Origin of the sequence: Natronobacterium gregoryi SP2, from assembly GCF_000230715.2 — an archaeon.
GTDB lineage: Archaea > Halobacteriota > Halobacteria > Halobacteriales > Natrialbaceae > Natronobacterium > Natronobacterium gregoryi.
Map to the genome: position 1 here is coordinate 1,828,826 of NC_019792.1, position 19,325 is coordinate 1,848,150.

Below are 19,325 nucleotides of genomic sequence, written 5' to 3' on the forward strand. Positions count from 1 at the left end.
GATGACCGACGACATCTGCGGTGAACCGACCGGTCCAGACGGCGACGGTGAGCCATGTCAGCGCGCTGCTGGCTGGGGCCGAGATGTCGATCATGGTCCGTGCGTCGATCACGCCGACGACGTCGGTGGCACGGGCCGTCGCTCCGAACTCGAACAGAATGACTCGATCGTTGACCTCGTCGCCGGCGAACTCCAGAACGGTGCGACGGTCCCGGAAGCCTGCGCCGAAGCCGGCATCAGCACGTCATCGTACCACGAGTGGCGTCGGAAGGGCGAGGCCAGTGACGCCGACGCCGACGAGGACGTGTTCGTGGAGTTTCTGGAGGAGACAACACGCGCGCGACGCATCGGCGCGAAACGGGATCGCGAACGACTCAAAGAACTGATAGCAGAAACGGGCGACACGCGGACCTGGTACAAACTCCACCACGACCAGTACGGCGATAGCTACCGGGAAGAAGGCGGCGACGGCGACGCCGCGGAAGGCATTCCGCTGGTCGTCCCCGAGAACGCCCGACCTGATTCATGAGTACGACTGTCCCCCAAGGCTACCAGCCCTACGAGAGCGGCCCGATCACGGAGCCGACAGCGGAGCGGTTCGAAGAGGAACAGCAGGACAAGGTCCTCGAGCCGCTGCCCTACCAGCAGCAGTTCCTCAACTACGGCGAGACCTACCACGGAATTATCACCGGGATCGGAGCCGGCAAGACGACGGCGCTCATCCAGCGGATCGGCCTGAACATCCAGGAGTGGAACCCGGGCCGGACGGGCGTCGTGATCACGCCGACGGTCCCGTCGCTGCGGAACGTCCTCATCCCGGAGCTGCGCAAGTGGGGCTGGCTCGAGATTGGCGAGTGGCAACCCAGCAAGAAGCGCTGGATTCTGCCGAACGGTTCGACAGTGATCTTCGAGTCGGCCGACAACTCCCGGAAGATCCAGCGACTGCGGGGGCCGAACATCGCCTGGTTCGGGATGGACGAACCCTCGTCGATCGCTGCCGACGCGTGGGACATCATGGTCGGCCGGCTTCGCGAGGGCGACTACATCAACGCGTTCGTCTCCGGGACGCCGAAAGGTTACAACTGGGTCTACGACACGTTCGTTGACCCCGACGAGCGCCTTGAGTCGGTCAACCTCGTCCACGACGTCACGACCCAGGACAACCCACACCTGCCGGACGTCTACACCGACCAGATCGTCGAGCAGTACGAGGGGCGCTTCTATGAGCAGGAGGTCAAGGGACAGTTCACCGACTTCGAGGGACTGGTCTACCCGTGGTTCGGCGAGGACCACCTCGTCGACGGGCCACCGGAGCAGTACGACGAGGTCGTCTACGGCGTCGACTGGGGGCACAACAACCCCGCGGTCGTGCTCGCGATCGTCCGCGAAGGCGATCGCTGGACCATCGCCGACGAGTGGTACGAACGACGGTGTACGACCGGCGACCAGGCGAAGGCCGCCGAGGAGTTCATCGACAAGTACGGTCAGGGGACGATCTACTGCGATCCTTCAGAGCCGTCGAACATCCACGAGTTCGAACGCGACTACGGCCTGCCGGCGGAGGGGGCCGAAAACGCCGTCTCGCCCGGCATCAGGAAGATCGCCGAGAAACAGGACGATCTCCGCGTCGCACGTCACTGCCAGAACGTCCGCAACGAGTTTTCGCAGTACCAGTACAAGGACGACGGCGACTCGGACGACCCGCTGAAGCAAAACGACCACGCGATGGACGCACTCCGCTACGCGATATACTCGCACGAGCGAGCCGGAAGCGACATCACTGACCTCGGCTGGGGGAGCTAATCCATGACTGACGAGAACACCACTACGACCGAGACCGCCGGCACGTTCGGCGGCATGTCCACAGAACAGGCTGTGATGATGGCGGCGACCGCGTCGAACATGGTCGGCCGCCAGCAGTTCGCGAACCGCGCCGGTCTCCAGTTCGATGGCGATCGCGACCTCTGGGAGGCGTTCGGGTACAAGCGGCGGTTCACCTATCAGGACTACCTCTCCTGGTACAAGCGCGGAGATATCGCGAAGCCGATCATCGACAAGCCGCCGGAGACGTCCTGGAGCGAGCGCCCGGAGATCACTGACGACGCCGACGTCGGCGACGAGAACCAGACCGACTTCGAGAGTGACGTCGAGGCGCTGTTCGACGCCGACAACAACGACACGAACCTCGACCGTGGTCTCTCACATTACCTCGAGCGGGCGGACAAGCTGGGTCGCATCGGCCACTACTCCGTGCTCTTCCTCGGCCTGACCGACGTCGACGACGCAAGCGAACTCAGCGAACCAGTCGACGAAGGCGAACTCGACGGGCTCGACGACCTGCTGTTCGTGACGCCACTCGGCGAAGGCGACGCCGACGTCCACGAGTGGGTCACGGACGTCACGAATCCCCGGAACGGGCTGCCGGAAACGTACAAGCTCGACCTCGCGAACGGCGACCAGACGAACACGCAGATCGTCCACCACTCGCGCGTCATCCACATCGCCGAGGGCGTGCTCGAGGACTCGGTCAACGGCGAGCCGGCGCTGCGCGCGGTGATGAACCGGCTGTTCGACCTGCAGAAGATCGCCGGCGCCAGCGCCGAGGCCTACTGGATGGTGTCGAACCCTGGCCTCGCGCTGTCGGTCGATCCCGAGTTCTCGGACGTCCCGACGGAGAAGATGGACAAGCAGGTCGAGGAGTTCGAGAACAACTTCAGTCGTGTCCTCAAGCTGTTCGGCACCGACGTCGAGCAACTCGAGTCCCAGGACGTCGACCCATCGAATGCCGTCGACGCAATCATGAAGCTCATCGCCGGCACCATCGAGATCCCACGCCGCAAACTCGAGGGCAGCGAACGCGGCGAACTCGCCTCGAGCCAGGACGAGGCGAACTACCTCGAGAAGATCTCGGCTCGCCAGGAGTCGTTCTGTGAGCCCGTGATCCTCCGAGCGTTCCTCGACCGACTCCTCAAGTTCGGCGTTCTCACCGATCCGCGTGGTGGCAGCTACACGATCGACTGGCCGAACCTGTTCCAGCTGACCGAACTCGAGGAAGCCGAACTCAAGAACCAGCTGTCGCAGGCGATTCAGAACCTCGCGCCGATGGGCGACGTCGAACTACTGCATTCGATCGAGGCGCTGCGGGAGTTCAGCCCGATCGACGAGCCAGATGACGCTACGCCACCGGAGGACCTCGAGGACGTCGATGAGGAGATCGACGAAGGCGACGAGCAGGTTCAGAAGCAGTTCGACCAGCAGATGGGACGGTCGCCGGCGGAGGCCGACGACTGATGGCTGCGATCACCGATCCGCGACTCGCCGATCTCCACGGCCAGGACTGCAGCTGTGGCTGCGCCGGACGGTACGCCGGACAGCAGGATCGCCGCGAGGACCCAACCCGCACGAAGACTGCTCGCCGGCGTTTCGCGCAGCATCTCCGTGGCCGGTTCGACGCGATCAAGTTCCACATCAACAGGGGCATCGTCGACAACGACGCGTTCGGTCTTCGCGGACCTGACGTCGGCGGCACCCTCGAGGCGCAGTCTGAGGCTCTCGATCGAGAGTTCGAGGTGCACGTCGAGACTGACGACTCGATCACGCCCGGTGCCGGCCAGTTCGACTTCCCGTCGAGTTCCGAGGCCGCGGAAGAGTTCGAGGGCTGGCTCGACGAGGCGATCGAGCGCGAGATCCTCGAAGAGTACGATGGCGACCGCTACATTCGGAAGGGATACGGTCGCGGCGTCAAGCACGGCGATGCCCGGATGCGTGAGGCGGGGGTCGACGTTCCTGACGAGAGCCTCGAGAGAGCACTCCGTCATCCGGTCCACGAGGACAAACTCGAGTTGATGTATACGAGGGCGTTCGAGGAACTCGAGGGCATCACGGCGGCGACGGCTCAGTCAATCCGGCGTGAATTGACGGACGGGCTCTCGCAAGGGATGAACCCACGAGAGATCGCCCGGAACATCAACGACCGCGTCGAGGCCATCGGGAAGACCCGGGCGACGGTTATGGCGCGAACCGAGGTGATCAGGAGCCACTCGGAAGGGACGCTCGACCGGTACGAGCGGATGCTGGGTGAAACGGACGTCACGATCCAGGCAGAACTCTCGACGTCGGCTGACTCTCGAGTCTGTCAGGAGTGTGCGGAAGCTGCAGGTCGCGGCCCGTGGCCGATCGACGAGTTCCGCGGGAGCGAGTACCAACCGCCAATTCACCCGCAGTGTAGGTGCGCAGTGATCCCCGTCACCAACTGAGAGGTCCTGCTGGACTCGGGCGTGGTGGTCCCCTGGGACGGTTCGATTCCGTCTACGTCCTTCCGCCGGCGTTGCGCCGGCACGCATCGATCGCCTCGGCTGGCGAACTATCTGTTTTCGAACCGATATGCAAGCAAACTACGCGACGCAGAGCGCCACGCTCGGTGCCAACGCCGACGACGTCCGCGTCGAGGAGCTCCGCGGCCAGGAGCATGTCGTCGCACCAGTCAACATGGTGCGCGAGATGGTCCTCAAGGGCGAGTTTCTCCCCCTCGAGGAGATCGAGGCGACCCAGCTGGCCTGGAACGCGAAGCCGGCGACGATCACGCACCCGACGAACCAGTCGGGCGACTTCGTCCCGGCATCGCACCCGGACCGCTACGAGTCGCACGTCACCGCTCAGGTCTTCGGCGTGGAGACGTCGTCCCAGAGCCGAACCCTCCAGGGAGAGGTCTGGATCAACCGCGAGCGCTCGAGCGAGGTCGCCGACGATCTCGACCGGGACGATCCGGCCGAGATGCTGCTCGACGGGGAGACCGTCGAGGTCTCGGTTGGCTACTGGTACGAGCGCTTCGAGGCCGACGGCGAACACGACGGCAACGAGTTCGACGCGGTCCAGGTCGGAATCCAGCCCGATCACCTCGCACTCCTGCCGAACGGGACGGGCGAGTGCTCGATCGAGGATGGCTGCGGCGCCGGTCGCGACGATGCGGCCGGCGCGGCGATGACCCAGGCCCAGACAGCGGCACCATCGATCATCCAGCGTGGGGCCCAACGACTCCAGAGCCTGGGAATCGACTTCGGAGCAAACTGCGACTGTGGCGGCACCTGCGGCGCACACGACGGCAGCGGCGGATCGACTTCAAACAACGACCCAGAGAACACCATGAACGAACGCATCCAGACGCTGGCAGAGCACAGCGCGTTCGATGCCGAGACGCTCGAGGAGTGGGACGAGTCCCAGCTCGACGCCCTCGAGGAGAGTCTCGACATCGCGGACGACGGCAGCGGCGGACAGGCACAGAACAACAACGGCACGGACGACGCGGTCCTCGAGGAGATCCAGAGTCTCCGCGAGGACATGGTCACGGAAGACGACGTCGACGAGCTCGTCTCCCAGCGCGTCAAGGAGGACGAGCGCGAGGAACTGGTCTCGCAGATCACGGCGCAGTCCAGCTTCGACGAAGACGACCTCGACGGCCACAGTCTCGAGAGCCTCGAGAAGCTCGCCGACGAGGTCACCCCGCAGGGCGGCGTCTACGCCGGCCGCGCCGGTGGCGGAAGCTCGACGCAGAACAACGACGGCGGATCGGACATCCCGGTCGGTGTCGGTGACCGCTACCTCGAGGAGGCTAACTGATCATGTCGAAGCAAATCATCATCGGCCCCGGACACTACGAGACGGACGAACGCGAAGCAGGCGCGGACGTCGACCCCGGCGAACTCGTCGAGTTCAACGACGACGGTCGCGTCCAGCCCCACTCGACGGACGGCGGCGTCGCGGCTGCTCGCTTCGCGAAAGAAGCACGAGACGTCGGCAAGACCGTCGACTCAACCTACGAGTACGACAGCGAGGAGGACGAAGGCGAGAACGTCCACTACGGCTACCCCGCACCGGGGACGCCAGTCCAGGCGTTCATCGCGACCGACGAAACATTCGACGACGACACCCCGCTCGTCAGCAACGGCGACGGGTCGCTCCGCGAAGCTGCCGATGACGGCAGCGAGGACGAGGCGATCGTCGCGTACGCGAACGAGGCGGTGGACACGAGCGGCGATGACGACCCCACTCGACACGAGGTGATCAGTGCATGAACGGACCAGGAGCGGCGGCACAGGTATCGCGCGGACAGGACTTCGGCGCACAGGGCGCAGCGGAGCCGGTTCTTGCCGGCCAGAAGGCTCGCTCGAACTACAAGGCGAACGCCTCGGCACTCCCCGAGGACACCTGGTACGAGCTGGACGACCTGATGGTCACGGTCGCCCAAGAGCGGCTGAACATCGTCGCCGACTGGCAGGCCCAGGGCCTGATCGAGATGGTGCCGATCGGGACGACCATCACCAGCTGGCAGGAGACGAACGCGTTCGACGACGCCGACGTCGACATGGCACCGGAGTCGACCGGTGACGAAGACGCCTCGATCTACCAGACCAAGTACGCGCCCGTCCCGATCATCCACAAGGACTTCAAGTTCAACCGGCGCGAGGGCGACCAGCACGACGTCCGCGGAACAGACGCCCCCAAGGCGACCCGATCCGTCCTCGAGAAGATGGAAGAGTTCGCGGTCGAGGGCTGGAATCAGAAGATCACGGACGCCGACGGCCGCGAAGCCCGCATCTACGGGCTGGCGAACCACCCCGACCGAAACCCCTACCCGGGAGATGACTGGACGGCGTCGGGCGGTGAGAACGTCGACCAGAACATCCGGGAGATGATCTCCGAAGCGAAGGAGGACAACTACTACGGCCCCTACCGGCTGTACCTGTCCGGCGAGGTCGACGACGCGCTGCTCGCACCGTCGCCCGACTTCGACAACATGCGACTGCGCCAGCAGGTCGCGCAGATGAACGCCATCGAGGAGATCATCGTCTCCGACAAGATCCCCGAAGGCGAGGCGTTCCTCGTCGACCTCTCGCCCGAGGTCATCGACGCGAAGATGATCGAGGGCGGCCCGGTCGACGCTGCCGAGTGGGAGAACACGCCGTTCGTCACGAAGGTCAAGACCTTCGGTGGCTTCAGCCCCCGCATCAAGTCCGACATGGGCGACGACGGCGAACGACAGTGCGGTGTCGTCCACGCGACCGGTCTGCTCGGGTGATAACCCGTGACTGACAAGTACCGGTGGGCCTCGCACAAACCGCTCCCGCGGGATCCTCCCGTCGAGCACGGCGAGGTCTTAGAACCCTCGGACGCCGAACTCCGGGCGTTCGACGATCTCCTCGACCCCGTCGACGAAGACGACGGCGGCGAAGGGATGGACACGGAGCGGCGGATCGCTGCTGCTGAAGCGCTGGCAGAAGCGAACTACCAAACAGCCGTCTCCGAGGTCGAAGCCGGCGAGGCGGACGCCTACCTCGATGAACTCGAGGAGATCGACGACCGGGACAGCGTCCAGGAAGCGATCGAATCGCGGCGGGAGGAGATCGCATGATGGGAGACGAAGACGACCAGCGGCCACGGATCGAGGCGCATCTCGGCGATGTCATGCTCGATGTCCGTGGTGGGTCTGGCGACTCACTCGAGGACGTCGAGGAAGTGTTCGACCGGAAGCTCCCGGACGTCGTGGACACGTACACCGAGAACCGAGAGAGCGGGGACATGTACTGACCATGTCCGAGTTCGGTGTCGCCTACAGCGAAGACGAAGACGACGAGGAAGACGACGATCTCGACAGCGAGGACTAATCCATGGCAGAAACCCACGCTGAGCCTGTCGACGTCCGCCTCGAGTACGACACGAATCGGACTGACAAGGAGATCGAGAAGCTGATCGAGAAGAAGACACGCGCCATCGAGCAGTCGGACGGCGATGATCTCCCGGCGCCGGGTACGGACAACCGAACTGACCTCGAGGCGGTACTGACGGCGATCCACATCGCTACGAAACTCGATCGGGCCGCCAGCAACGAGCAGCTCGGGAACGCCCAGCGGACCTATGAGGAAGACCTCGTCGAGGAACTTCGGGCGGATGCCCGCCGGCTCGGAGCGACGGACGAACTGCTCGGCATCAACGCCACGAAGCCCCAGGCTGACTTCGAGGCCTTCTAACCGACCATGCTCCCGGAACTGATTGTCAGCGCCGTTGTGAGTGTGCTGGTTTCTGGACCCATCGCGTACGTTTACGCTGGCTGGCGACTGCGCCGGATCAAGGAATCAGATCCAGAGGCGTACCGGAGGCTGATGGAATGATCTCCGGATTCGAGAATGACGAGGCGGTGTTCTACGTCGAACGGGAGGTCGCTACCGAGGAAGACCCGTACGGAGAGACCGAACCGGTCACCGAGTGGGTGCCGCTGTCGCTCGACGACGACCAGTGGGAGTACGCTGACGGCGAACTCGTCTACGACGATTCCGACGTCGAACCGGCGCAGGTCCGTGTCGAACGGCAGAGCGCCGAGTACGTGCGCGAGGTCTACGGTGAATGGCCTGCCAAGGTCTACCGTGTGTTCGCGTACCCGCGAGATGTCGGCTCCGTCGACGGTCGCGACTACGACCTCGAGATCGAGGCCGACGATCGCGTCGAACTCGCCAGTACCGATGGTCGGTTCGCAACCCAGCCGCCAACCGTCCAGCGTTTGGACGCGTCGATCCCGGAGTACATCCAACTCGAGGTGACTCGGATTGGACTTTGATCTCGAGTGGGAGTCTGGGTTTGACCCGGACAATGTCCAGGGGACGTTCGAGCGGATGCTGGAGACAGCAGATGATCGTCTCATGGGTGCGATGACGGAGTCGACACTCAACATCGAGAAAGGCGCGAGTCAGCGCAGCCGGCGGCGGTCGGGGACGATGGCGAACGCCTGGGGATCCAAAGTCGAGTCGCGTGGCAACACGATCGTCGCTGAAGTCGGCAACGAGACTCACTACGCCGTCCATCACGAGTACGGTACCAAAGACATCACACCGGCACCGATGCTACGACCGGCGATCGACGAGGAGATCCGTAACCTCGAACGCGAGGTACGGATGGCTGTCATCGAAGCATCTGAACAGGAGGGGACTGCATGACCTACGGAAGCCACGAGGCACTGGCCGACGTCATCGACGACCTCCGCAACCACGACGATCTCGTCGACCTCCTCGAGGACGGCTCGGCAATCGACGAGGGCTGGCCGCGGAAGCCCCAAGACCACGACATCGTCGTCCGAGTCCAGCCGATCACGGAATCCTCGAGCCACATGGGTGGTGGCACCGAGCGCGTGTTCCGGTTCCAGGTCTCGGTCGTCGCGACGGCTGACTGGCGTTCTGACCAGCAGGCACCCACCTATCAGATGGCGAAGATCATGCACCAGATTGCCGAGCGGCTTGACGTCGGTGCGCAGTCGCCTTACGCTGAACCCGGTGAAATCGTGTCCGGGAGTTGGGAAGAGGTAACGGGTAATCGAATAGCGCTCATCGAGGACTGGCGCGTAACAGTCCGACAACGACGATAACACATGTCTCAAGAACCAGAACTACCAGATAACGTAATCAGCGGAGCGTACCATCGGCTCGGTGTCGTCGACGCCGACGAACTCGGCGACGACGTTCTCGACGGCATCAAAGCCGGAGAACAGGAGGTAACGTATATCGGAAACACGCACGACGGATTCGAAGCAGACGTCGACTGGAGCGAGTTCGATGTCAACCCGTCCGCCGGCCAGGTCACCCAGCAATTCCGCACGCACGTCGGCTACACGCTGACGACGAACACCTTCGCGACGCCTGGCCTGGAACAACTCGAGAACGCCGGCCTCGTCGATACGTCGACCGGCCAGCTGCAGCCGAAGCAGCTCGAGGGTGCGATGGTGTCGGAGGTCTACGAGAACGACCCTCGGCATGAAGACTCGCCGATCGAGACGATCGTGTGGCCGAACGTCGACATCACGATCGACGGCCTCGAGTACGCGGAAGACGACGCGGGAGAACTCCCCCTCGAGGTCACCGTCAACGACCACCCGTACTTCATGTCCTTCCGGGATGAGGTCGACGCGATCGAGATCGGCGTCGAGACGCTGGATGCTGAGTCCGTCACCGACGACGGCGCAACGCTCAACGGCGAACTGACCACGCTCGAGAACGCCGACGATGCGGACGTCTCCTTCGCCTGGGGGCAGGGCAGTCTCGACAACGAGACCACTGTCGAGACGCTCAACAGTACTGGCACGTTCGACGCGACGCTGACCGATCTGGAGCCCGACACGCAGTACATCTTCCAGGCAGTCGCGGAGTCCAGTTACGCTACGGACAAAGGCGACATCCTGGCGTTCACCACCGACCCCGAGAGCTAATCCATGAGCAGTAGTGCTGAATCCGTGAACTGGTCAAATCCGGAAACGGTTGACCAGCACGAAGAGAAGACGCGGCAACGAGAAGAAGAGAGGAAAGAACAGCGGCGTGAAAACGCGTCGATCAAGCAGCAACTGCAGCGCGATCGCGAGCAGCACACGTTCTACGTCGAGTGGTACAACGATCGCGAACTCCCGTTCAATCCGCTGCCGAAAGAGGCGGCCGACGCGCTTGACGGGAAGCGTGAGCGGATGGCTCACTGCGCCCAGAGCGGGAACTGGGAGGAGTTCGCGGAACAGGCGGACTTCCTGGCACAGAACGCAGCCGAGTGGCTGGCTGAAGCGTGGGATGGCGACGAAATGCTGTTCGCCGAGGACTGGCGGGACATCTACGACGACGATGAGCTCCTGGAGCTCCTGAACAAGGTCGACCAACGAGGTGAGGGGGCCGAGACCGAGGCAGTCCTCGAGTTTCTCGGCCAGTAACTACGGTCTGTTCTGGTTCGAACTCCTGGCGCTGTTCGGCCTCACGCCTGGAGAGTGGGGTGAACTTCGAGAAGACCGGCGGCTATTCCTCGAGCACGCGTACTTCAACTACTACGAAGAACACGGAAGTGCGCTACAGAGTTTATGACGGTGCCGCGTCGTCTTCGTCGACGTCTGTGTCGCCGAATCGCATTACTGCCCAGACTACTGGGCTCGATAGGATCGCCAAGCCGCCGATACCTATCATGAGGAGTCCCGCTGGCCAGAAGATGAGGCTGACGAGGAAACCGATCACCAGTAGACCTGCTCCTAAGAAGGCGAATATGAACGCGCTGAGTCCGGGGCTCATGTCGTCTTGGTCGATTTCAGCCATGGCTGGCAGTTGAGTAGACAATCATATAACATTACCGACGGTTCACCGGTTTTCGTGAGGACATAAACATGGCTTTCGAGCGACTACGCGCACAGTTAGAGCTGGATACGTCCGGTTTCAAATCCAGTGTCCAAGACGCACAATCAGACCTGGACGGACTGAGCAGCCGGGCGCAATCAGCCGGGAAGACGATGCAGCGCGCCGGCGGTATCATGACGGCCGGTATCACAGCTCCGCTCACTGCACTCGGCGCAGCCTCGATCTCGACGGCGAGCGACGTCGAGGAGATGGGAGCAAGATTCGAGGAGGTGTTCGAGTCCTCGGCTGAAAGCGTCGAAGAGTGGGCAGATACGCACGCAGACGAGATCGGGAGAAGCCAGAACCAACTGCAGGAGTACGCTGCGAACTTCGGGTCCCTGCTGTCGGCGATGGATGCAACCGAAGAGCAGACAGCCGAGATGAGCAAGGAGCTCACAACGCTCACTGCGGACCTGGCGTCGTTCAACAACATGACTGAAGACCAAGTCCAGCAGAACCTCGAGGCCGCGCTCGCTGGCCAGTCGAGGGCGGTGCGGAAGTTCGGGGTCGACCTCTCCGCCGCTCGAGTCGAGCAGCAGTTGATGAACGATGGGTTGGCAGAAAGTCGGGAAGAAGCGAGCGAAGCCGAACTCGCCCAAGCACGTCTCAACGCGATCCTCGAGCAGACGGAGGATGCTCAGGGCGACGCCGCGCGGACATCGGATTCATTCGCGAATCAGATGCGATCACTCCGAGCGGACACCGAGGAGTTGCGCGCGGAGATCGGACAGCACTTACTGCCGGCGGCGACATCACTGGTTGGCTGGGCCTCAAGGGCAGTCGGCTGGTTCAGTGAACTGTCTGACACGCAGCAGAAGGCAATCGTCATTACGGGCGGCCTCGCTGCTGCGCTTGGCCCGCTACTGTTGGCAGGCGGGACGCTTTTGGCGATGCTGCCGTCGATGGCCGCCGGATGGGGAATGGCTACGGCGGCGGCCACAGGATTTGCGGGCTCGCTCGCTGGTGGAGTTGTACCAGCAGCTCTTGCTGCGAACGTCGCTCTCGGCCCAATCACTGTTCCCCTCTGGGCGATCGTTGCAGCCATCGGAGCGGTGATTGCTGCCGTTGGCGGCCTCTACTACGCTTTCTCGAACAACCTCTGGGGGATCAGGGACACAACGATGAACGTCTTCAGTACGGTCCAGGGGTGGCTGGATCGAGTTCCGAACGGGCTGCTGGCCCTCCTCGGCCCGGTTGGGATGCTCTACGAGGTATGGCGTAACAACCTGTTCGGCGTTCAGGATGTTGTCGGAAACGTCTTCGACTGGATCGGCGACAAGATCGACTGGCTCCGCGACCAGATCGAGCGCATCCCTGGTCTCGGCGACGATGACGAGTTCGATCAGACCGACGCGATCGACGATCCAGAGGACCCCGAACCGCCAGAACCCACCGAAGAGTTCGAAGAAGCCGGCGAGAACACCGCTCAAAGCTTCGGATCTGGGTTCCAAGATGGGCTGGTCGAGCAACTCGAGACGGGTGACGTCGAGGACCATCTTTCCGAGGGGATCGAGGCTCAGACGGACGACGTTGCCGAGATGGAAGCTCGGATGAGCGAGCTCGAGACGATCGAAGAGCGCGGTATCATCTCCGACGAGGCGCAGCAGGAACTCGACACGCTCAGAAGCGAACTGCCTGATGCTCGTGACGAACTCGCGAACTTAGAGGACCAGCTGGCCGACGTCCAGGAGGCCGACGATATAACGGAGATCGAGTCGGAGGTCGTGGCCGACGTCGCGGAGGCTGAACTGCAGAGCGAGCGCGAAGAGGCGGAAGCGCTGAAAGACGTCTACGACGAACTCGAGAACCGGGATATCGATGTCGAGTCTGATATCGACCCTGAACGGTTCGACGAGGTCGATGTCGGCTCTCAAGTGGACGATGTGATGGCTGATGGAGACGACAGCGAGCCGGAGGAGAAAGTCGAAGAGAAGCTCACCGAAGAGATGCGGCGTCTGCGCGAGTTGTTCGACGAACTCCGGATCCCGGTCATGGTCTCAGTCGACGAGCGCGAGTTCGAACGCGTGTTCGAGACGTATGCCGACGACATCGTTTTCGAGGGGGCCTAACTGATGCAAATCGGACATCTCGATTTTAACGCGAAGAACGACCTCGGACAGCTGTCGAACAGTACTGGCGTCTCGACATCCGAGCAGAACTATGACCGTGGCGGGTCTGTCGTTGTGGCGACGACCGATACCGTCCCGTCGCTGGGGCCAGTACAAGTCACCTTCAACGGTGAAGAGGCATCACGAGCCTCTCTCGAACTCGAAGAGTTGTTGAACTCCCTCAAGATCGGGCCACTCGCGATCGCCGATGCACCGCACGCTGGCCTCGAGGGATACTACTGGAGTCCATCGATATCCCGCGATATGCGGACCTCCGGCGAGCAGGGGATCGTCACTCTTGACCCGTCGTTTGCCCTCGCCGGCCGCCGTGGATCGCACCGCCGAGCGATCGAGACAGCACCGTCTGATGACGTCGACCACGAGTACGGGAACGACCTCGAGGCCCTGATCGCTCTGCCGGCGACTGCGCGGCTGGCCGAGTGGCTGGATCCGGAGTCGAAGACCACCGATCCTGCGACGCCACTCGAGACCGTTGAAACAGCCCGCGGCGAACTCGAACTCTACGACGCCAAAGACGGCCCCGACCTCGACACCACCCAGCCAGTCCTCACGGCCGACATCCCCTACAGCGACGACTCGATCGGTGACGTCTACGTCTGGGACCTGTACGACTCCGATGAAGTAGCGGAGGGCCGGCGGGTCTCGCTGCCGGCGCACGACCCCGCGGGTCCGATCGCGCTCGACACCGGCCGGCTCCGGCTCGTGCTCGACCAATACTCGGGAACGATCCAGGCCGACGAGTACGACCCAGACAACGGGTGGAGCGATGTCGGCCTCGAGGACGACCAGCCAGCGAGCGTCGAGCTCGTCGTCGTCGACGTCGCGACGATCGAAGCACCCCGGGCACGGGGTCAGCTGCGGTTCGACGTCGACGGCGACCCGTACTATCTCGACGTCATCGCTTCGGGCGGCCACGACAGCGTGCTCGTGACGATCCCCGACGGCGAGAGTGGGCCGATCCCGACCAGCCTGGAGGAGTGGCTCGAGCCGATCGCCTCGGAGCGCATCGTCGATCCGCAGTCGAGTAAGACGCTCGTCGACCGACAGGAGGTGCGTCGATAATGTCGGATTTCTCCTATACTGAGCCCGGGTACTATTCGCTCGACCTTTCCGAGTACGATGACGAGCAGACGATCGAAATAGAGGTCCGCGGCGGAGCGGGTGAAGACGCCGAGTACGAGCATCGCCTCTCAAATTTCGGTGCCGCGTCGGACGGAGGAGGCGGCGGAGTAATCACGGGTACGACGACCATCGGGGAACTCCCGGACGAAATTGACATTCTCGTCGGAGAGGAGGGCAACAATGACCCTCAATACGGCGATGGGGGAGCCGGTTGGGAAGGGGATGTAGACTATCACGACGGGACAGATGGATACGTTAACTCCGGCGGAGGAGGCGGAGCGTCCGAGGTTTTCGTCGATGACCGCGACGAGGACGAGAATAGATTGCTTGTCGCAGGCGGCGGAGGAGGCGGTACTTGTCACGTCGAGGAGGGGAGTTCAGACGCTCTAAGTGACGGCGCTCCCGGCGGGTATCCCGAAGGGGAAAACGCCGAGTCTCGAGAGGAGCTCGGCGAGCCCGAGGGTGGCGACCAATCCTCGGGTGGAGAAGTCCCCAATACCGGCGTTTCGAGCGCCGAAGCTTCGGACGGGCGTTGGCAAGACGGCGGTGACGGCGATACATACCGGAATTGTGGTATCGGAGCCGGAGGCGGCGGGTATTACGGCGGTGCCGGCGGGTACTGTCATCAAGACACGCGGGACATCGACGAATACGACCCGGCCGGTGCCGGCGGAGCCGGAGGGTCGTCACACATCAAAGAGGAGTACTTCGACGACTTCACACACTCGACGGGAGCGAACTCCGGCGACGGATCGGTATATATCACGATCGGCAATCCGTCGGTATCCGACCTCGAGGTGACGTTCGAGGGTTACGAGGAGGTTGATATCGCGTGGGAGGACGAGGACGTCGAGGAAATTGATATCGAACGCGACGGATCGCTTATCGCGACGGTCGACGGCTCGAACAACTCATATACTGATACTGGGCTCGACGGTGATACGGAGTACGAGTATCAGGTTTTCGCGGTTCAGGGTGACGTGCGTCACGAATCGTCGGATACGATCATGGCGACGACCGGTTACCTTCCGGACGAGACCACGATCGACGTCACGGACCGACAGATAACGATAACGTCGGTCGAGCCGACGCAGGATTACGAGGAGCTCCGCCTCTATCGAAACGGCGATGAAATCGACTCGGTCGAGGACGCGTCCGACTATGAGTACGTCGATAACGGCCTCCTCGATGGAAAACACTACAAGTATGATATCGTCGCCGTGTACAGGGCGAGCGAGGACGAGCGATCCGAGGAGGGACTGACGCCGCTCCCGGCGGTCGAGGGCGTCGAGGTCGTCGACGTCGACGGGAGGGTCGCGACGGTCGAGGCGGTCGACCCGTCGAATAACGCGTCCGGGTACCGACTCCTCCTCCGCGAGGACGATGACGGCGAGTACGAGGAGGACGTCGACCGCGACCCGGTCGACGAGGGAGAGACGGCGACTTTCGAGACGTCGGAGCTCCTCGACGGACAGCTGTACGGCGCCGTGATAGAGACTTATACCGAGGATACGGAGGTGCGATCCGACGATGACTGACGGACACGTCACGTTTACGACCGACTTGCCGGACGTCGAGGAGATGACTCTTGACGCGACCGAGCCCGAGACGCTCGGCGCCGAGTGGGGTGACGTCCTCAATAACGGCGAGTACGTGCTTGAGCTTCGCGACGACGATCCTGACGGCGACCACCCCGATTACGAACACGAGGCGACCGTTGGTTACGACGAGGGCACAGAACACACGATCGAGGGTATCCTCGGCGGCGAACAGTACTCCGTCCGGATCCGAACCGAAACCGAGTACAAGATCGGTGAGTGGCTCGAAGTAGAGGAGAAAACGAAGCTGGTCCCGTCCGACTACGTCACGGTTGAAGAGACCGATGAGACGTCGGTCGAACTCTCTTGGACGATCGAGAACGAGTTCCGTGGGTCGCATCTAATCTATCGGCAACGCGAGGACTACGACTACGAGGGCGATCCAGCCGATACTGGCCGACTGACCGGCACTGTCGCAGATGACGACGACGAGTTCGTCGACGAAAGCGTGTCACCGGACCGCGAGTACCAGTACCAGGTTCGGACACAGACGCAGTGGCAGTACGCCGATAGCGAGACCACTGATCCGGTCACGACCGAGGAGACCGCTCTCGAGGACCGGTCGGTGCCGCGAGGGGGCTGGTATGTCGAACTCGAGCACCCCGAGGGTGTGACGATCACGCCCGACGTCCTGGACGGCGCAACGTTCAGCGCGGAGATCCGCGATCAGCCCACCGCCTCGATCGACATCGAACGCAATCCAGCGATCTACGCGGACAGCTACGAAGGCATCCCCATCCGGGTCTGGAAGGACGGTGATCGGCTCCCGGTCGAGGAGGTCGAGGAATCCGACCTCGAGGACGACCACGTTTCGCTGACCGCGGTCGGCGGTACCGCTCTTGAGAACGATGTCGAGCGTGACGTCGTCGACGAACGAGTTTCCGAGATCGTCGAGACTCTGCTCGAGGACACCGACCTCGAGGCGAACGTCGACGTGCCAGAAGCCAGTATCGAGGAGGACGTTGGCGTTGTGTTCGCGGATGACGAGCTGACGTTCGAGGAGTTGCTCGAAGCGCTCCCGATCGACGAGGAGACGATCCCGCTCGAGGTCGACGGGAACACGGTCAAGCCACTCCAGACGTGTGCCGTCATCGACCTCGACGGGGACATCACCGGCGACATGTACTCCGGAGGGGCGGCGCAAGAGATTAACTTCTCTGTCAGCCACGAATTCGGTTACAAGGTCCCGGAAGAGAATCTGAACCTACGGTATCGCCGGGGTGGGTATGAGAATCCGGACGACGGCCCGACGTACGATCTCCTCTGGAACGGCGAATGGTTTTGGCAGGACGCGGACATCGGCTCGCAAGACGACCCATCGTGGCGGCGGGAAAGCTGGGACCTGTGGGGCAGCGGGGACGTCGCCGACAATTCCATGACGATCCAGTACAGCGACTCTCCCGATGAGGGAGATGGGATGTTCGTCGACGTCGTCGCGTTCTACGACGACCGCTTCCACAGTTCGATAGATTTCTCTGATGAACTCCACGAACCCGGCGGCTACCTTCCCGGACCGTCGTTGTATCCGGACGACCCGCTCGAGATCGAGACGGAGACCCTATCCCAATTCAGGGAGGCGATCGCTGGCTATCTCGATGTCGAGACCGGTCACGGCGGCGGTGTCGATGAGCTCGCACTGTCCGCCGACGCCGGCGGCTCGTGGATCGAAGCCGAGGACGCGACGTCGCTCGAGGGAGAGTTCTACGAGTCCGGGCCTCACATCAAGGCGCGTTTCGGGCTCGGTGCCGATCGCGACCTCGAGCCCCAGGGTGCAACCCCCCGTTTCGGGTATGAGCCGCAATCGCTCGAGTCGATCGACATTCGTGCGGACTTCGACGATCGGCCGCTCGTCCTGAACCGGATCCTCGAAGGCGACCTCGGTGACGTCCTGGACGAACTCGCCGACGTCTCCGACGCGGTCTGGGAGGTCGGCGTCAATGCGGATGGTGAGCTGACGCTCGAGTGGACGTGGCCCGGTGACCGCAAAGCCGAGACTCCAGCCACTGGCGCGATGGATCCCTCTGTGTCGAAGGAGTCGGCGCCGATCCTGATGGCCAGGGTTCGCGGTGGTCGGACGTCGACCCGGCAGCGTGTCGAGGCCGATCCCGGATCGTGGGTTGATCTTCGTGCGGAGAACATCATCCCCGGCACGGAAACCGTCGAGGACAGCGATGGCGAAGAGTACTCGCGGGGGCTGGACTACGAGATGGAGAACGGCAACGGTCGGATTCGGATGACCGAGTCCGGCGCGATCGACGACGGTGAAGAACTCCATCTCGAGTACGACTACAAGGTCAGCGGTGAGTTCGAGCACGAGGACTACGATGGCGATCGCCGGACGCGGTTGACGGAGACGATCTCGGATCTGTCGACCGAGCGCGCATGCGAGCAGGCCGCGATGTACCTCGTTCGAGAGCTCTCGACGCCGCGGTACGAGGTGAGCGCGGACTTCCCCTCGGGGGAGATCAGGTCGCTCGTCGAGGCCGTCGAACTTGAGGACCTCGACGTCGACGTTCCCGCGGAGTACTTGCTTCCCTACGATATGTCCATTGAGTCCGACCGAGACCGAGTGACGTTCGGCACGAGGCGGAGCTCGTCAGAGGTCTTTGGTGGGTTCGAGAGTCGGCTGGATTCTGCCAACGACCGCGTTTAACACTCTCCTCTCTCTTTTCGCTTTCTGTCCTTCTGAGAACTACTGTTGATGAGCGAGTAGAGGCATCGCTATGCTGTGGTCTGCCTACCTTGCCATATTTCGACCAGAGAGAAGACGACGACAGCTGTAAAGAGAGCGACCAGAACAAACCCGATCAGATCATTCGCCATAGGCAGATGCACTACATGTGGGGCAAGTTCAACGGCTGCAGTAACGATTTCTACATCGAATATGTATTCTGCGGCGGTACCGGTCGCTTGCCCGGCTCCTGGTGCTGCTCCCTCAATTGCTGTTACTCCACCTGTCGCGAGTGCATCCCTTACTGGTACCCCCGACACGACCGCGATCAGCGCTGCGATCACAAGGAGGTATCCTTTCCTCTCAGCTTTCTTGTCACTCATAAAGACACCCATTATTGTCCGAATTATAAACCTTGTGTGCGGTCTTACAGTACTTCACTCGCCGATCTCGAGTTCACCGACGATATCCGCCGGCTCGAGGCGTACTCGACGAGTCGGTCAGCGGCGAACTGCCACGCCCGCTCGGCGAGTTCGGGATCGACGTCCTCGTAGTGGACAGAGAACTCGGTCAGCGTCAGTGCGATCAGGAGATCATCGCGACGATCGTCGCTTCGAGACATCGC

The 19,325-nt window shown here is 62.6% G+C and carries 22 protein-coding genes; 19 read left to right on the plus strand and 3 right to left on the minus strand.

Annotation, left to right across the window (positions count from 1 at the left end; genetic code table 11):
• Window position 1: 1 nt before the first annotated feature.
• The 15 genes from NATGR_RS09020 to NATGR_RS09085 all read left to right on the plus strand — a co-directional run bounded on the left by NATGR_RS09020 (window position 2) and on the right by NATGR_RS09085 (window position 10,729).
• Window positions 2-529 (plus strand): transposase, encoded by a 528-nt coding sequence (locus tag NATGR_RS09020; protein ID WP_005577932.1) that lies wholly within the window; start codon window positions 2-4, stop codon window positions 527-529.
• A complete protein-coding gene (locus NATGR_RS09025; RefSeq protein WP_005577930.1) occupies window positions 526-1,803 on the plus strand; it encodes a PBSX family phage terminase large subunit in 1,278 nt (425 codons plus the stop codon). Before NATGR_RS09020 ends, NATGR_RS09025 begins: the two co-directional genes overlap by 4 nt.
• A 3-nt stretch (window positions 1,804-1,806) precedes the next feature.
• Window positions 1,807-3,291: a phage portal protein gene (locus NATGR_RS09030; protein ID WP_005577928.1), complete on the plus strand. Its 1,485-nt coding sequence runs from the start codon at window positions 1,807-1,809 to the stop codon at window positions 3,289-3,291.
• Complete coding sequence (locus NATGR_RS09035) at window positions 3,291-4,256, plus strand: phage head morphogenesis protein (RefSeq protein WP_005577927.1); 966 nt, start codon at window positions 3,291-3,293, stop codon at window positions 4,254-4,256. Before NATGR_RS09030 ends, NATGR_RS09035 begins: the two co-directional genes overlap by 1 nt.
• A 127-nt stretch (window positions 4,257-4,383) precedes the next feature.
• Window positions 4,384-5,616: a DUF2213 domain-containing protein gene (locus NATGR_RS09040; protein ID WP_005577925.1), complete on the plus strand. Its 1,233-nt coding sequence runs from the start codon at window positions 4,384-4,386 to the stop codon at window positions 5,614-5,616.
• Window positions 5,617-5,618: 2 nt separating this feature from the next.
• Entirely contained in the window at window positions 5,619-6,071 is a 453-nt protein-coding gene (locus tag NATGR_RS09045) for a hypothetical protein (protein ID WP_005577922.1), read from the plus strand.
• Window positions 6,068-7,075 carry a major capsid protein gene (locus NATGR_RS09050; RefSeq protein WP_005577920.1) on the plus strand — a complete coding sequence of 336 codons (1,008 nt, stop codon included), beginning with the start codon at window positions 6,068-6,070 and terminating at the stop codon, window positions 7,073-7,075. The genes NATGR_RS09045 and NATGR_RS09050 overlap by 4 nt, the downstream gene beginning before the upstream one ends.
• Window positions 7,076-7,081: 6 nt before the next feature.
• Window positions 7,082-7,408, plus strand: a complete 327-nt coding sequence (locus NATGR_RS09055; RefSeq protein ID WP_005577918.1) for a hypothetical protein — start codon at window positions 7,082-7,084, stop codon at window positions 7,406-7,408.
• A complete protein-coding gene (locus NATGR_RS19405) occupies window positions 7,405-7,584 on the plus strand; it encodes a hypothetical protein (protein ID WP_015233486.1) in 180 nt (59 codons plus the stop codon). The genes NATGR_RS09055 and NATGR_RS19405 overlap by 4 nt, the downstream gene beginning before the upstream one ends.
• An 80-nt stretch (window positions 7,585-7,664) precedes the next feature.
• A complete protein-coding gene (locus tag NATGR_RS09060) occupies window positions 7,665-8,024 on the plus strand; it encodes a hypothetical protein (RefSeq protein ID WP_005577907.1) in 360 nt (119 codons plus the stop codon).
• A gap of 137 nt (window positions 8,025-8,161) precedes the next feature.
• Entirely contained in the window at window positions 8,162-8,608 is a 447-nt protein-coding gene (locus NATGR_RS09065) for a hypothetical protein (RefSeq protein ID WP_005577905.1), read from the plus strand.
• Entirely contained in the window at window positions 8,598-8,984 is a 387-nt protein-coding gene (locus NATGR_RS09070; RefSeq protein WP_005577903.1) for an HK97 gp10 family phage protein, read from the plus strand. The genes NATGR_RS09065 and NATGR_RS09070 overlap by 11 nt, the downstream gene beginning before the upstream one ends.
• Window positions 8,981-9,409, plus strand: coding sequence for a hypothetical protein (locus NATGR_RS09075; RefSeq protein WP_005577901.1), 429 nt, complete (start codon window positions 8,981-8,983; stop codon window positions 9,407-9,409). The genes NATGR_RS09070 and NATGR_RS09075 overlap by 4 nt, the downstream gene beginning before the upstream one ends.
• Window positions 9,410-9,412: 3 nt before the next feature.
• Window positions 9,413-10,246 (plus strand): hypothetical protein, encoded by an 834-nt coding sequence (locus tag NATGR_RS09080; RefSeq protein ID WP_005577900.1) that lies wholly within the window; start codon window positions 9,413-9,415, stop codon window positions 10,244-10,246.
• A gap of 3 nt (window positions 10,247-10,249) precedes the next feature.
• Window positions 10,250-10,729: a hypothetical protein gene (locus NATGR_RS09085; RefSeq protein ID WP_005577897.1), complete on the plus strand. Its 480-nt coding sequence runs from the start codon at window positions 10,250-10,252 to the stop codon at window positions 10,727-10,729.
• A 142-nt stretch (window positions 10,730-10,871) separates the two neighbouring features.
• On the opposite strand, the gene NATGR_RS09090 is transcribed toward NATGR_RS09085, so the two are convergent.
• A complete protein-coding gene (locus tag NATGR_RS09090) occupies window positions 10,872-11,102 on the minus strand; it encodes a hypothetical protein (protein WP_005577895.1) in 231 nt (76 codons plus the stop codon).
• Window positions 11,103-11,170: 68 nt separating this feature from the next.
• Here NATGR_RS09090 and NATGR_RS09095 point away from each other — a divergent pair, with 68 nt between their 5' ends.
• The 4 genes from NATGR_RS09095 to NATGR_RS09110 all read left to right on the plus strand — a co-directional run bounded on the left by NATGR_RS09095 (window position 11,171) and on the right by NATGR_RS09110 (window position 18,682).
• Complete coding sequence (locus NATGR_RS09095; protein ID WP_015233488.1) at window positions 11,171-13,249, plus strand: phage tail tape measure protein; 2,079 nt, start codon at window positions 11,171-11,173, stop codon at window positions 13,247-13,249.
• A 114-nt stretch (window positions 13,250-13,363) separates the two neighbouring features.
• Window positions 13,364-14,371 (plus strand): hypothetical protein, encoded by a 1,008-nt coding sequence (locus NATGR_RS09100; protein WP_231990836.1) that lies wholly within the window; start codon window positions 13,364-13,366, stop codon window positions 14,369-14,371.
• Window positions 14,371-15,969: a glycine-rich protein gene (locus tag NATGR_RS09105; protein WP_005577889.1), complete on the plus strand. Its 1,599-nt coding sequence runs from the start codon at window positions 14,371-14,373 to the stop codon at window positions 15,967-15,969. Before NATGR_RS09100 ends, NATGR_RS09105 begins: the two co-directional genes overlap by 1 nt.
• Window positions 15,962-18,682 (plus strand): fibronectin type III domain-containing protein, encoded by a 2,721-nt coding sequence (locus NATGR_RS09110; protein WP_005577887.1) that lies wholly within the window; start codon window positions 15,962-15,964, stop codon window positions 18,680-18,682. Before NATGR_RS09105 ends, NATGR_RS09110 begins: the two co-directional genes overlap by 8 nt.
• Before the next feature lie 68 nt (window positions 18,683-18,750).
• Here the strand turns inward: NATGR_RS09110 and NATGR_RS09115 are convergent, their stop codons facing one another.
• Window positions 18,751-19,083 carry a hypothetical protein gene (locus NATGR_RS09115; protein ID WP_015233489.1) on the minus strand — a complete coding sequence of 111 codons (333 nt, stop codon included), beginning with the start codon at window positions 19,081-19,083 and terminating at the stop codon, window positions 18,751-18,753.
• A gap of 44 nt (window positions 19,084-19,127) precedes the next feature.
• Window positions 19,128-19,322: a hypothetical protein gene (locus NATGR_RS09120; protein ID WP_005577884.1), complete on the minus strand. Its 195-nt coding sequence runs from the start codon at window positions 19,320-19,322 to the stop codon at window positions 19,128-19,130.
• Window positions 19,323-19,325: the final 3 nt, after the last annotated feature.